General features: G+C 69.1%; 13 protein-coding genes. 4 read left to right on the forward strand and 9 right to left on the reverse strand.

Annotation, left to right across the window (positions count from 1 at the left end; translation table 11 throughout):
• Positions 1-13: 13 nt before the first annotated feature.
• From ABTW65_RS20615 to ABTW65_RS20635, 5 genes are read right to left on the reverse strand one after another with little or no spacing between them, the layout of a single operon-like run.
• The gene (locus ABTW65_RS20615) at positions 14-871 is read right to left on the reverse strand and encodes a PaaX family transcriptional regulator (RefSeq protein WP_350663505.1); all 858 of its coding nucleotides are present in this window, start codon (positions 869-871) and stop codon (positions 14-16) included.
• Complete coding sequence (locus tag ABTW65_RS20620) at positions 859-3,264, reverse strand: bifunctional salicylyl-CoA 5-hydroxylase/oxidoreductase (RefSeq protein WP_350663507.1); 2,406 nt, start codon at positions 3,262-3,264, stop codon at positions 859-861. Before ABTW65_RS20620 ends, ABTW65_RS20615 begins: the two co-directional genes overlap by 13 nt.
• Positions 3,261-4,904: an AMP-binding protein gene (locus tag ABTW65_RS20625; protein ID WP_350663510.1), complete on the reverse strand. Its 1,644-nt coding sequence runs from the start codon at positions 4,902-4,904 to the stop codon at positions 3,261-3,263. The genes ABTW65_RS20620 and ABTW65_RS20625 overlap by 4 nt, the downstream gene beginning before the upstream one ends.
• The gene (locus tag ABTW65_RS20630) at positions 4,901-5,806 is read right to left on the reverse strand and encodes an acyl-CoA thioesterase (protein WP_350663511.1); all 906 of its coding nucleotides are present in this window, start codon (positions 5,804-5,806) and stop codon (positions 4,901-4,903) included. The genes ABTW65_RS20625 and ABTW65_RS20630 overlap by 4 nt, the downstream gene beginning before the upstream one ends.
• Complete coding sequence (locus tag ABTW65_RS20635) at positions 5,803-6,249, reverse strand: cupin domain-containing protein (protein WP_350663513.1); 447 nt, start codon at positions 6,247-6,249, stop codon at positions 5,803-5,805. The genes ABTW65_RS20630 and ABTW65_RS20635 overlap by 4 nt, the downstream gene beginning before the upstream one ends.
• Before the next feature lie 87 nt (positions 6,250-6,336).
• Here ABTW65_RS20635 and ABTW65_RS20640 point away from each other — a divergent pair, with 87 nt between their 5' ends.
• Complete coding sequence (locus ABTW65_RS20640; RefSeq protein WP_350663515.1) at positions 6,337-6,771, forward strand: RidA family protein; 435 nt, start codon at positions 6,337-6,339, stop codon at positions 6,769-6,771.
• On the opposite strand, the gene ABTW65_RS20645 is transcribed toward ABTW65_RS20640, so the two are convergent.
• The 4 genes from ABTW65_RS20645 to ABTW65_RS20660 all read right to left on the reverse strand — a co-directional run bounded on the left by ABTW65_RS20645 (position 6,731) and on the right by ABTW65_RS20660 (position 10,434).
• Complete coding sequence (locus ABTW65_RS20645) at positions 6,731-7,711, reverse strand: bile acid:sodium symporter family protein (protein WP_350663517.1); 981 nt, start codon at positions 7,709-7,711, stop codon at positions 6,731-6,733. The two genes, ABTW65_RS20640 and ABTW65_RS20645, sit on opposite strands and share 41 nt — an antisense overlap.
• Before the next feature lie 100 nt (positions 7,712-7,811).
• A complete protein-coding gene (locus tag ABTW65_RS20650; RefSeq protein ID WP_350663519.1) occupies positions 7,812-9,212 on the reverse strand; it encodes a glycoside hydrolase family 28 protein in 1,401 nt (466 codons plus the stop codon).
• Between the two features lie 244 nt (positions 9,213-9,456).
• Positions 9,457-9,852, reverse strand: coding sequence for a superoxide dismutase, Ni (gene sodN, locus ABTW65_RS20655; RefSeq protein ID WP_350663521.1), 396 nt, complete (start codon positions 9,850-9,852; stop codon positions 9,457-9,459).
• Positions 9,853-9,900: 48 nt separating this feature from the next.
• Positions 9,901-10,434 (reverse strand): flavin reductase family protein, encoded by a 534-nt coding sequence (locus ABTW65_RS20660; protein ID WP_350663523.1) that lies wholly within the window; start codon positions 10,432-10,434, stop codon positions 9,901-9,903.
• Between the two features lie 313 nt (positions 10,435-10,747).
• Here ABTW65_RS20660 and ABTW65_RS20665 point away from each other — a divergent pair, with 313 nt between their 5' ends.
• The 3 genes from ABTW65_RS20665 to ABTW65_RS20675 all read left to right on the forward strand — a co-directional run bounded on the left by ABTW65_RS20665 (position 10,748) and on the right by ABTW65_RS20675 (position 13,703).
• Positions 10,748-11,758, forward strand: coding sequence for a TerC family protein (locus ABTW65_RS20665; protein WP_350663525.1), 1,011 nt, complete (start codon positions 10,748-10,750; stop codon positions 11,756-11,758).
• A 95-nt stretch (positions 11,759-11,853) separates the two neighbouring features.
• Positions 11,854-13,020 (forward strand): sensor histidine kinase, encoded by a 1,167-nt coding sequence (locus ABTW65_RS20670; RefSeq protein WP_350663527.1) that lies wholly within the window; start codon positions 11,854-11,856, stop codon positions 13,018-13,020.
• Positions 13,017-13,703: a response regulator gene (locus tag ABTW65_RS20675; RefSeq protein ID WP_350663529.1), complete on the forward strand. Its 687-nt coding sequence runs from the start codon at positions 13,017-13,019 to the stop codon at positions 13,701-13,703. The genes ABTW65_RS20670 and ABTW65_RS20675 overlap by 4 nt, the downstream gene beginning before the upstream one ends.
• The last annotated feature ends 61 nt before the right edge of the window (positions 13,704-13,764 follow it).

Here is a 13,764-nt window from a genome sequence, read left to right on the forward strand (position 1 = left end):
ACGTCCTCACTCGTCAGGTCGTTCCTGGCCAATGAGCGCTCGCATGCGCGAGCGCGGGCTTCTCGAGGGCTTCGACCAGGCGCTCGAACAGGGCGACCGCGGCGGGCGCGCTCCAGTTCGGGGCGAGGACGTCGTGGGGGAGGCCCGGGTCGCGGAAGGGGAGCTTGCGCCATTGGCCGACGACGCCGAGGTAGGTCACGAAGGCGTCCTGGCCCGACGGAGTGGCGTCCTCGAGCCGGGCGGCGAGAGCGGTGTGGGCCGTGGAGAAGTCGCGGTAGCTCTGGTCGATCGCCTCGAGGTCCCAGCTGCTGTAGAGCAGCTCGGTGAGGTCCTGGGTGCCGTGGTAGCCGCCGACGAAGATCGCGGCATAGGACTCGAGCCCGAGCTCGGTCACCGCTCGTTCGGCCGCGTCGCGCATCCGCGCGGGCGCGATCCACAGCGCGGTGCCGACGTTGCCGAAGCCCAGGTGAGAGAGGTGGGCACGCAGCTGGTGTCGCTTGGCGCGCATCGACTCGGGTACGCCGAAGTGCACGATGCACCAGCCGTCGGCCAGGTCGGCGGGCTTGCGCGCATGCCAGATCACCTCATCGCCGGCGGCGAGCGTGGATCGGGCAACGGACGTGAGCCCGTACCCGCGGGTGCCGTCGCGGGTCTCCGAGTCGAGCCAGCCGTTCCGCTTCAGGCGGTGCACGGCGGTGCGCACGCTCGGTCCGTCCAGCCCGACCTGGGCCAACAGGTCGATCGCGCCGGCGATCGGCATCCAATCGCCGAGCGGTCGCACGACGGCGCCGAGGAACGTCACCACGGTGGTGCGCGATCGTCGGTTCTGCTGTGCTGTCGGGGCAGCCTCCGCCTTCGTCACCTGCGGCATTCTGCCGGATCCTCCGTCGGCTTCCCGGGGGCCCACCGCAGGTGGACCTGGTCGGTCTCGCCGGTCCTCAGCAGCTGCAGCCGAGGAGGAATCTTGTCGGTGCGCGACGTCGGTGGCTTGCGCCGCCCGGCCGCCCACTGGACCGGCCAGCCGGCCGCCTCACCGTCGTAGCCCTGCTCGACAGCGGCGTGCAGCGTCCAGCTCGGATCGAACAGGTGGGTGCGGCCGAGCGCGCAGATGTCGGCACGGCCGGCGAGCAGGATCGAGTTGACGTCGTCGTACGACGAGATGGCGCCCACCGCGATCACCTTCACCCCGGCCGGCTCGGCGACGAGGTGGCGGATCTTGTCGGCGAACGGGGTCTGGTACGAGCGTCCGAAGGCGGGCTTCTCGTCCTTGCTCACCTGGCCCGACGAGACATCGATCGCGGCCGCGCCGTGCTCGACGAACGCCCGGGCGATCTCGACCGCGTCGTCGTCGGTGTTGCCGTCGGGCATCCAGTCGGTGGCCGAGATCCGCACGGTCACCGGGATCGGAGCCGGCACCGCGGAACGGACCGCGTCGAAGACCTCCAGGGGGAAGCGGAGCCGGTTGGCCAGCGGCCCGCCGTACTCGTCGTCGCGACGGTTGGCGACGGGGGAGAGGAAGGAACTGAGCAGGTAGCCGTGGGCGGCGTGGAGCTCGATGAGGTCGAAGCCCGCGTCGACGGCACGCCGTGCCGCCGCGACGAAGTCGGCGACGACCCCGTCCAGGTCGGCGCGGTTCGCCTCGCGCGGGACGTGGCAGCCCGCGCCGTAGGGGAGCGGGGACGGGCCGATGACCTCCCAATTGCCGTCGTCGAGCGGCTCGTCCATGCCGTCCCACATCAGCTTCGTCGAGCCCTTGCGACCGGAGTGGCCCAGCTGCATGCCGATCTTGGCGGTGGAGTGGTCGTGCACGAAGTCGGTCACCCGGCGCCAGCGGTCGCGCTGCTCGTCGGTCCAGATGCCCGGGCAGCCGAGCGTGATCCGGGCCTCGGGAGACACGCAGGTCATCTCGGTCATCACCAGCCCGGCGCCGCCGAGCGCCTTGGAGCCGAGGTGGACCAGGTGGAACTCGTCCGGGACGCCGTCGGTCGCGGAGTACATGTCCATCGGCGAGAGCATGACCCGGTTCTTCAGCTCCAGCTCGCCGATCCGGACGGGCTGGAACATCGCCGGCGCCACTTCCCGGGCGCCTTGGTGGCGCGCGAACTCCGCCTCCATCAGGCGCGCGAAGTCGGCGTCGCGTTCCCTGAGGTTCTCGAAGGTGATCCGGCGCGAGCGGGTCAGCAGGTTGAAGACGAACTGCGCGGGGTCCTGGTCGGCATACATCTCGATGTTCTCGAACCACTCCAGCGACGCCTGGGCCGCCCGCTGGGTCGACTCCACCACCGGCTTCCGCTCGGTCTGGTACGCCTCGAGCGCCTCGTCGAGGGAGGCGTGCTCGTGGAGACACGCGGCTAGGGCAAGGGCGTCCTCCATGGCCAGCTTGGTGCCTGAGCCGATCGAGAAGTGAGCGGTGTGGGCGGCATCGCCGAGGAGCACGACGTTGCCGTCGTACCAGCGCCCGTTCTGGACGGTCTGGAAGCTGATCCACTTCGAGTTGTTGGTCAGGATCGCGTGCCCGCGGAGCTCGTCGGCAAAGATCTTCGCGATCCGGCCGACGGCGTGCTCGTCGGAGACGCCTGGGGCGAAGGTCTCGTGCTCGGTCGCGTCGAGCCCGGCGCGGCGCCACACGTCCTCGTGCATCTCCACGATGAACGTCGAGCCGCGGTCGGAGAACGGGTAGCCGTGGATCTGCATCGTGCCGAACTCGGTCTGCTTGACGAAGAACTGGAACGCCTCGAAGACCAGGTCGGTGCCGAACCAGATGTACTTGTTCCGGCGGCGGTCCAGGCTGGGCCCGAACCGGTCGGCGTACTTGGTTCGGACGGCCGAGTTGACGCCGTCCGCGGCCAGCACCAGGTCGTACGAAGCGCGCAGCTCGTCGGGGTCGGGAGCAGCGGTCCGGAAGTGGACGGTCACGCCCAGCTCGGCGACGCGTTCCTGCAGGATCTGCAGCAGGTCCTTGCGTGACATCGCGGCAAAGCCCTGCCCGCCGACGGTGAACTGATGGCTCTGACCCTGCCGGTCGGTCATAGCCACGTCGATGTCGGTCCAGCGCGCGAACAGCTCCTCCATCCGGTCGTGCACGACCTGGTCGGCACCCTCGATGCTGCCGAGTGTCTCGTCGGAGAAGACGACGCCGAAGCCGAACGTGTCGTCGGGGGCGTTGCGCTCCCAGACCGTGATCTCGTGGCTCGGGTCGAGGGTCTTCATCAGCGTGGCGAAGTAGAGCCCGCCGGGCCCACCCCCGACGATCGCGATCCTCATGTCCCGCTCTCCGACTCGACGATCTGGCGCAGCTTGAAGTGCTGCAGCTTGCCGCTGGTGTTGCGAGGCAGGGACGCGACGAAACGGACGTCGCGCGGGTACTTGTACGGCGCCAGCCGGCCCTTGACGTACTGCTGGATCTCCGAAGCCTTCGCGGCGTCGCCGTCGACGCCCTCGCGGAGCACGACGAACGCGCAGACGATGGCGCCTCGGTCAGGATCGGGTCCGCCGACCACGCCCGCCTCGACGACATCCGGGTGGGTGCCCAGGGCCTCCTCGACCTCGGGTCCGGCGATGTTGTAGCCCGAGGAGACGATCATGTTGTCGGTGCGCGAGCGATACCAGTAGTAGCCGTCCTCGTCGCGGACGAAGGTGTCACCGGTGACGTTCCAGCCGTTCACGATGTAGCCGCGCTGGCGCTCGTCGTCGAGGTAGCGGCAGCCGACCGGACCGATCACCGCGAGCCGCCCCTCGACGCCCGGTCCGACCTCGTTGCCCTCGGCGTCCAGGATGGCGGCGCGGTAGCCCGGAACCGGCTTGCCGGTCGCCCCGGGCCGGATCTCGTCGCCGGCCGCCGAGATGAAGATGTGCAGCATCTCGGTGGCGCCGATGCCGTCGATGACCCGCAGCTCCAGCTCGCGCTCGAGCTCCTCCCAGGTCGCCCGGGGCATGTGCTCGCCCGCGGTGACGGCGACGCGCAGTCCCTTGAGCTGCTCGATCACGTCGGACTTGAGGATCTGCTTGTATGCCGTCGGGGCGGTCGCGAGCGCGGTGACGCCGTGCTCCGCGATCAGCTCGGCGAGCTGGACCGGCGAGGCGGCCTCGGTGAGCAGGGCACAGGCCCCGGTCCGCAGCGTGAAGACGACCAGCATGCCGAGCCCGAACGTGAACGCGAACGGTGCCGTGCACGCCACGACGTCGCTCGGCTCCAGCCGCAGGGTCGCCCGGCCGAAGGTGTTGTCGATCGAGAGGATGTCGCGGTGGAAGTGGGTGGTGATCTTCGGGACGCCGGTCGTCCCCGAGGTCGGCCCGAACAGCGCGACGTCGTCGGCCGCGGTGTCGACCGCGGCGAAGTCGCTTGGCTTGGCCAGGATCCGGCGGGCCAGGTCGTCCTCGGCGTCGCCGCCGTAGGCGACCACGGTGAGGTCGGGCGCGACGGTGTCACGGACCGCGTGGACGTCCTCGACGAACCGGTGGTCGACGAGCGCGACCGCGGGCCGGGTCTTCGCGACGATCGGCCCGAGCTCGGTCGCCCGGAGTGCGGCCATGGTCGTCACCACGATGCCCCCGGCCTTGAGTACGCCGAGCCAGGCCGCGACCGTCCACGGGTTGTTCGGGGAGCGCAGCAGCACCCGGTTGCCGCTGACGAGGCCGAGATCGTCGACCAGCACGTGGGCGATCTGGTTCGCGCGGACGAGCAGCTCGCCGTACGTCCACACCGTGCCGTCGGGGGTGCGGAGGGCGGGACGGTCCGGACCGTGCGCCGCCACGGTCGCGTCGATCAGCTCGGTCGCGGCGTTGAGGCGCTCGGGGTAGTCCAGGAGCGGCGTGGTGAACTCCAGCGTCGGCCACTGCTCCGCCGGCGGCAGGTGGTCGCGGGCGAACGTGTCGGCGTAGCCGGACGTGCCCAAGGTGCTCATGACGAGGCCCCGGCGGCACGGATCATGCCTTCTTGGACGACGGTTGCGACCAGTACGCCGTCGGTGGTGAAGAAGCGGCCGAGGCCGGTGCCACGGCCGTCCTCGACGGACACGGCCTCCTGTGCGTAGAGCAGCCAGTCGTCCATCTCGACGGGCCGGTGGAACCACATAGCGTGGTCGAGGCTGGCGGTCACCAGGCCTTCGTCGGCCCAGGCCAGGCCGAGCACCCGCAGGGCCGGCTCCAGGATCGTGTAGTCGCAGACATAGGCAAGGGCCGCGGCGTCGCGCTGCCGGTCGGTCAGCCCCTCGACAGGGCGGAGGGCGTCGTACGGCTTCACCCAGATGGCCTGGTGCGGCGACCGCTCGCCCTCGACAGTCAGGTAGACCGGCCCCGGAACGTGTCGCATGTCGAAGCTGCGCCCGCCGGACCAGTACGCCTTGGAGGTCTCGGTCATGGTGCCGCCGGCGCGGTCCGCCAGGTAGGCCGCGGACGTCGGCAACGTCTCGGGACCGGGGGTGCCGGCCGGCATCGCGGCCTGGAAGCTGCCGCTCGGCTCACCGGCAGCGAAGCTCGCCATGCACACGTAGACGGGCTTGCCGTTCTGGAAGCCGCGGACCTGGCGGGTGCTGTAGCCGCGGCCGTCGCGCAGCACCTCGACCTCGTAGCGGACCTCGGCGCCGATGTCGACGGGCCGCATGAAATAGGAGTGCATCGAGTGCATCGCCTTGCCGTCGGTCACGCTCCTGGAAGCGGCGACCAGCGCCTGGGCCACCATGTCACCGCCGTACGCCTTCGGCCACGGGCACGGCTGGGTGGTCGCGGTGAAGGCGAGGTCGAAGACCTCCGCCTCGCACTCCTTGAGGGTGACGGCGTCCGTGAACGTCTGCGAGCCGGCGGTCATGGCCGATCAGCCCAGTCGCGGAGGTCGGCGTCGTCGACCTGGGGGAGGTTGACCACGATGTTGTCCGGGGTGCGGGTGGTCATCCAGGTCAGCGGGTGGTTGCGGTCGAGGTTGCACTCGACGTGCGGCATGAACGGGGGCACGAAGACCCAGTCGCCCTCGGCCATGTCGAGGTAGTCCTCGAACTTCTCGCCGAAGTAGATCCGGGCCCGTCCCGACAGCACGTAGCCGCCGGTCTCGGCCTCGCCGTGGTGGTGGGGGACGGAGCGGAAGCCGGCGAGGTTGTGCACCTTGCCGAACCAGAGCTTGGTCGCGGGCGTGTGCTGGATGCTGACGCCACTGATCCGGGTGGCGCCCTCGCTCTGCCCGGTCAGGTCGGGCTCGAAGCCGGCGCGGGTTACGACCGGGACGACGAGACCGGAGGAGTCGGAGTTGGGGTCCATGTGAGGTCCTGTCCGTTCGATTCAGGATGTGTTTCATTTTCTGCACGAACGTTGTAGGCATGTCAATAGATGCCCTACGGTCGAATCATGAACACGGACCTCACCCCCGTACCGGTGAACCCTGCGGCCCTGCCCGCGCCGCGCGGCTACTCGCACGGCACGCTCAGCGGAAACACCCTTTATCTCGGCGGCCAGACCGCGCTGGACGAGAACATGCAGATCGTCCCCGGAGGCATCGTCGAGCAGTTCCGGCAGGCGTTCGACAACGTACTGACCACGCTGCGGGAGGCGGGCGGCGTCCCCGAGGATCTGGTGTCGATCACGATCTACCTGACCGACATCCCCGACTACCAGGCGCACGGCAAGGAGATCGGCGCGGTCTGGCGCGAACTGGCCGGTCCGGTCTACCCGGCGATGGCGGGGATCGGGACCACCGAGCTGTGGCAGCCGGAGGCGATGATCGAGATCCTCGGCGTCGCCGTCATCCCTGACGATCGGCTGGTGCGTCCACCTTCTGCGTAGCGACCTCGTCGCCTTCGATGGGGCGCCGCGACCAGTAGCTCGCCAGAGTCGAGCCGGACACGTTGTGCCAGACCGAGAAGATCGCGGCGGGCAGTGCTGCGGCTGGCGAGAAGTGGACGGTGGCGAGCGCGGCGGCGAGCCCCGAGTTCTGCATGCCCACCTCGATGCTGATGGCGCGCCGGCTCGAGATCGGCATGCCGCAGAGCCGCCCGATCGCGTAGCCCAGCGTCAGGCCGGCAACGTTGTGCAGGACCACGGCGAGCACGACCAGGAGGCCGACCGAGAGCAGGGTGGAGGCGCTTCCGGCCACGACGGCGAGCACGACCCCGGTGATGCCGGCGACCGAGATCAGCGGAAGCACGTCGATGACCTTCTCGATGAGACGCGGCAGCAGCAGCCGGAGCACCAGGCCGAGCAGAACCGGGACGAGCACGATCTCCACGATCGAGACGAACAGGTCGCTGGCGGAGACCGGCAGGTCCTCCCCGATCAGGAAGAGGACGAGAAGGGGCGTCAGCACGGGCGCGAGCAGCGTCGAGACGGACGTCATCGCCACCGACAGTGCGGTGTCGCCACGGGCCAGGAACACCATGACGTTGGACGCGGTGCCGCCGGGCGCGCAGCCGACCAGGATCATGCCGGCGGCGAGCACGGCGGAGAGGCCGAGCGCGTTCGCGATGCCCCAGCCGAGCAGCGGCATCACGGTGAACTGGGTGGCGACGCCCAGCAGCAGCGCCCACGGTCGGCGGCCGATGATGGCGAAGTCGGCGGGCCTGAGGGTCATGCCCATCCCGAGCATGATGATCTGAAGCAGCAGCGGCACCTGGGCCGCCCACCCGTCGAAGGTGCTGGGGGTGGCCAGTGCGATGGCGCCGGCGGCCAGGACGATCAGGGCGAACCATCGCCCCACGAATGCGCTGACCTGTCGGACTGTCTTCATGCTCTTCCTTCCGAGACGATGGGGTACGGAGTCGACCCGATGACCCGCCCGCCGCGAGATCCTCGCAGGAGGCGCGCGGCGGGCGGGGTGGGGGACCGCTTCAGGAGAGCCAGTCGAGCTCTCCGTCGGCGTACTGGTCGCCGAACCGGACGTTGTCGAAGCGCAGGTCCTCGACGTTCTCCAGGACCATCGGCGTCTCGACCTCCTCGACCGTGACATCACGCAGGGTGACGTCGCTCAGTGGTGCGTCGGCCGGCCCGTGGATGTCGAGCCCGGTCTTGGCGGAGGCGACGGTGATGTCGGAGAAGACGATGTCGCGGTAGACCGGCGGGTAGTTGCCGCCGAGCTCGCCGGGGTAGTCGAGCTGGAACCAGATGAAGGTCTCGAAGTTGCCGATCTCCATGTTGCTCACCCGGATGTTCTCGACCGTGCCGCCGCGGTCGAGGTTGCCCTTGAACCGGATCGCCGAGGCACCGTCGCGCAGCACGTTGTCGGTGAAGTAGACGCCCTTGATGCCACCGGACATCTCGCTGCCCAGCGCGATGCCGTCCTCGCCGCCCATGTCGTTGCGGCGGATCACGACATTCTCGCTGGGGCGGGCGATGGTGCGGCCGTCGAGGTCACGTCCCGACTTCACGACCACGGAGTCGTCGCCGGTCCGGAAGCGGTTCTCCTCGATCAGGACGTTGGTGCTGGAGTCGACGTCGATGCCGTCGTTGTTGGCCCGGTGGCTGTCGACGTCGAGTCCTCGCACGGTCGCCTGGTCGGTGTAGACGAGGTGGTTGATCCAGAACGGTGAGTTGGTGACCTTGTAGTCCTCCAGCAGCACTCGCTCGGCGTGGAAGAACTGGATGGCGCTGGGCCGCAGGAACGTACCCTTCCCGAAGATGCGCTCCTCGACGGGTACGCCGTCGAAGCCCATCTGGCGAAGCCGCAGCTGGTCCGGCTTCTCGTCGGCCTTCCAGGCGTGGAACTCCGAGTCCTCGTTGCCGTCGATCGTGCCCGACCCGGTGATGGCGACGTCGTGCACGTTGTTGGCGTAGATCAGCGGCGAGTAGCCGTCGAGCTCGGTGCCCTCCCAGCGCGTACGCACCACCGGCAGGTAGTCGTCGGTGTCGGTGCCGAACAGGAGCGTGGCGCCCTCGGAGACATGGAGGTCGATGTTGCTGGCCAGGTGCACCGGACCCTCGGAGAGCCAGGTGCCCTCAGGCAGTACGACCCGGCCGCCGCCGTCGGCCGACGCCTTCTCGATCGCCGCCCTGATAGCCGGCAGGGCGTCGGTCGTGCCGTCGCCGACGGCGCCGAAGTCGGTGATCTCGTAGTCGCGGTCGGGGATCGAAGGCTCGTCGATGCGGTCGACGATCTTCGCGATCGCGGCGGCATCCGGGCCGCGTACCTGGTCTGTCTTCTGGTCTGCGAGAGCGGGTGTGGTCCCGGTCAGCGAGCCGACCAGACCGAGGACGAGCAGGAGTGGTGTCGCGCGCTTTCGGATGTGACGCATGCATGCTCCTCGAGAGCTCCGACGGCGGCCCAGGGCCGCCGCGAGGGGGACGGTGACACTTGTCACACTAGTGACGTACTTGTCATACGTCTATGCCCTCAAGCGGCAAAACAAGAAGAAGCCAGGTCCCGGCTGGCCGCCGGAACCTGGCTTTCTCGCATGTTCGTGGGTGAGCTCAGGCCTTCTTGTCTTCAGATCCCGGCTGGCGCCGTGATCTGGCTTCTCGCAAGTCGGCCTTCGTTCCTCAGGCCTTCTTGGTCGCCCAAAAGATCTCGGCGATCTCGTCGATCTTGGCGAGGAGCTTGTCGGCGACCTCGAGGTCGAGGGTGCCCTTGGTGCCGGAGGCGCCGGCCAGCTTGGTGGCCTCGTTGACGAGGGTGTGGAGCTGGGGGTAGGCCTCGAAGTGCGGGGGCTTGAAGTAGTCGGTCCACAGCACCCAGAGGTGGTGCTTGACCAGTTCGGAGCGCTGCTCCTTGATGAGCACCGCGCGGGTGCGGAAGTCGGGGTCGTCGCTGTCCAGGGCCTTGGTGATGACGGCCTTGACGGACTCGGCTTCGATGCGGGCCTGGGCGGGGTCGTAGACGCCGCAGGGCAGGTCGCAGTGGGCCGAGACCTCGATGGTGGGAGCGAACAGACGCATGTTTTGTTTCCTTCGGTGGTGTGGTGGAGAGACCGTCGAGGTCGACGGTCAGGAAGCCTTCTCGGGCAGGATGCGATCGAGGGTGCTGACCGACGGGCCGAGCGACCAGTAGTTCCGGTCGTGGTGCAGCAGCGGGTCGCCGGACTCGGCGGACTCGCCGAGGTCGACCGTGTCCACCTCGAGCAGCACCAGCCACGCTTCGCCGGCTGGGATGACGCGCGCCACGCGTCCGTAGAAGCTCGCCGCGGCGTCCTCCAGGACGGGCGGCTCCCCGTGCGGGAGCGTCCAGCCCTGAGCGACCATGAATCGCGGCGCGGTCCGGTCGGCGAAGGCCGCGGCCACGTGGGCCTGGGACTCGGTCAGGACGTGCACCGCGAGCCGGTCGCTCCCGGTGAGCGCCGGCCCGGACCGGCCGGACCGGGAGACCGAGAACGACAGCATCGGCGGGTTGGCGCTGACCGAGGCCACGCTGGACACCGTCGCTCCGACGGGACCCGTCTCGGTCGAGGCGGCGACGATGGCCACGCCGGTGGGATATCGACGGAAGCCGGCCTTGAACTGGTCGGTGAGTGTGTCGCTCACACCCCCTCCTCTCTCTGTTGGCAGTGACGCTAAAACATCAAGTCCAGTTGAGGTCCAGTCATCCACGCTGTGATCGCGGACTCATCTGCTTGTCCGCAACTGGGATCATGTGGAGTGGCGGGAGTGCTTGCTTGTTAGACTAGTTAAGCACTTGTTATACAACTCGGGTTGGTGTGTCGCCGTACGCCGATTCCGGCTCTGTCGCCGATGCCGTCGACGGAACCCGTGGCCCGCTTCGACTTCGAAGCTTTGACCTCGGTCGCCTAACCTTCCCAAGAGAACCGCTCTGCCTCACGATCTAAGGAGTCCCTTCGTGGACGTCTCCCCTCTCATCTGGTGGTTGACCATCGGCATCGCCAGTGCCGTGCTGCTCTTCGATGTGCTCGTCATCGGCCGACGCCCGCACGAGCCCTCGCGTCGGGAGCTGATCGTCGCGCTGAGCGTCTACATCGGCCTGGCGATCCTGTTCGGCATCGGTGTCTTCGTGTTCTCCGGCCCGAAGTACGGCACGGAGTTCTTCGCGGGCTGGCTGACGGAATACTCGCTGTCGGTCGACAACCTGTTCATCTTCATCATCATCATGTCGAAGTTCGCGGTGCCGAGGCAGTTCCAGCAGAAGGCGCTGCTGATCGGCATCATCCTGGCGCTGGTCTTCCGCGGCATCTTCATCGCCGTGGGCGCCGCTGCGATCGAGAACTTCAGCTGGGTCTTCTACCTGTTCGGCGCGTTCCTGATCTACACCGCGGTCAAGCTGGCCATGGAGGGTGGCGAGGACGAGGACGAGTACGAGGAGCCCGCCGTGGTGAAGTTCCTCGAGCGCCACATCCCGCTCACCTCGAGCTGGGACAGCGCCAAGATGTTCATCCGTGAGAACGGCAAGCGGATCGCGACCCCGATGTTCGTGGTCATCTGCGCCCTCGGCACCACCGACCTGCTGTTCGCGCTCGACTCGATCCCGGCGATCTACGGTCTGACCAACGAGGCCTACCTGGTCCTGACCGCCAACATCTTCGCGCTGATGGGTCTGCGCCAGCTCTACTTCCTCATCGGTGGTCTGCTGGAGCGGCTGGTCTACCTCTCCTACGGTCTGGCGATCCTGCTCGGGTTCATCGGCCTCAAGCTCGTCTTCCACGCGCTCCACGAGAACGAGCTGCCTTTCATCAACGGTGGCCACCACGTCGAGTGGGCCCCGGAGGTCTCCATCGAGGTCTCCCTCAGCGTCATCGTCGGCATCCTGGCCATCACCACGATCCTGAGCCTGCTGAAGTCGCGCAGCATGACCGAGAAGGAGCGCGACGACGCCACCGGTCCGCGCAGCATGTGACACTTCGTCGACAGTCCCGCTGAGCCGGGACAGACCGCAGGCCCGCTCCGATCGGAGCGGGCCTGCGGCCGCGTTCGGGGCACTAGGGTGAGCCCATGACCGTGGCAGCTGCTCCCGGACCTCGCTGGCTCGGGGACGCCGGACAGGTCGCGTTGGCCGTGGCGCTGGCGCTGGTGCTGCTGCCGGTCGGGTGGACCTCGGTGGTCGACGGTGAGGTCAGTACGGCATGGGAGATCGCGCTCCTGGTGGCGCTGGTGGCTCTTCACGGCGCGGTGGCGACCGCTCGGCGCTGGCCGCTGCCGTCGTACGCCGTCGGGGCGCTGGCCGAGCTGGTGCTGGTCGCCGCTCCGGACCTGGGCGGGCCGACCGCCGAGGCGGCGGGGAGCGCCTACGGGCCGGTGCTGCTGCCGAGCAGCCTGTGCTTCTTCGTTCTGCTCTACGCGGTGAGTGCGCGGGACCGGCGACCGTGGCCGGGGATCGTGCTGGGCATAGGGCTGGTGGGATGTCTGCTGACCGTCGTACGTCTCTCGGGGTTCGACGGCACCGGCCTGTCGGGGTGGACGTGGTGGCTGATGGTGGCCACTGCGACGGTGGCGGCCACGGTCGCGGCGTGGGCGCTCGGCCGGTTTCGGGCGACCCGGGCCGCATGGATCGACCAGCTCGCCGACCGCGCTGCCGCCGAGGAGCGCCAGCGCATCGCGCGCGAGATGCACGACGTGGTGGCGCACTCGCTCGCAGTCGTGGTCAGTCACGCCGAGGCCGGCCGGATGGTCGTCGGGCAGCAGCCGGAGCGGGCCTCGGGGATCCTCGACACCATCGCGACCACGGGCCGGGAAGCCCTCATGGAGATGCGGGGGCTGCTCGGCGTGCTCGGTGGCGAGTCCTCGACCGAGCCGCAACCGGGGCTGGCCGACATCGACGACCTCGTCGAGCGGATGCGTGCGGCCGGGCTGACGATCCGGCTCGAGGCGGACGAGCCCGGTCAGGTCGCGCCGGCCGTCGGGCTGACCGCCTACCGCGTCGTGCAGGAGGCGCTCACCAACGTCACCCGCCATGCAGGTCCAGGAGCCGTCGCGACGGTGTCGGTGACGCGCACCGCACGCCAGCTCACGATCGAGGTCAGTGACGACGGCGTGGGGATCCAGCGTCCGCCCGGCCGCGGTCTGCGCGGGATGCGCGAGCGGGTGGCGGCGGTGGGCGGGACCCTCGACGCCGGCCCGAGCGGCGAGGGCTGGCGCGTGCGCGCCATGATGCCGCTGTGAGCGAGCCAGTGACCCCAGAGACCCCGATCCGTGTCGCGATCGTCGACGACCAGGAGCTGATGCGCTCGGCGCTCCGGATGATGGTCGAGAGCCAGCCGGACCTCGAGCTCGCCGGGGAGGCGGCCGACGGTCACGAGGCGCTCGCCCTGGTCCGTACGAAGCGGGTCGACGTCATCTTGATGGACCTGCGGATGCCCCGCCTCGACGGGATCCAGGCGACGGCCGCGATCACCAAAGAGCAGCCAGCCACGCGGGTGGTCGCGCTGACGACGTTCGACCTCGACGACTACGCGTTCCCGGCGATCCGGGCGGGCGCCAGCGGCTTCCTCCTCAAGGACGCCCGGGCCGAGGAGATCGTGGCCGCGATCCGCACCGTCCACGCAGGTCACGCGGTGGTCGCGCCGTCGACGACGCGCCGCCTGCTCGAGCATGTGGCGACCGCGCCGGCCCCCGACAGCGGTCGGGTCGCCGACATCCGGGCAACCCTGACGCCCCGTGAGCTCGACATGCTCCTCGAGCTCGCCACCGGCGACAGCAACGCCGAGATCGCCCGCCGCGTCCACCTCTCCGAGGCGACGGTGAAGACGCACGTCGGCCATGTGCTCGCCAAGCTCGGCCTGCGCGACCGCGTGCAGGCGGTCGTGCTGGCGTACGAGACGGGGCTGGTCGGTCCCCGGAGCTGAGTCTCATCCTAAGGGATGAGAGGCCCGCGACCTGAGGCCGACGAACGGCCGCCGCGAGCGG

Source organism: Nocardioides sp. NPDC127503 (assembly GCF_040302165.1).
In the GTDB taxonomy this organism is placed as follows: Bacteria; Actinomycetota; Actinomycetes; order Propionibacteriales; family Nocardioidaceae; genus Nocardioides.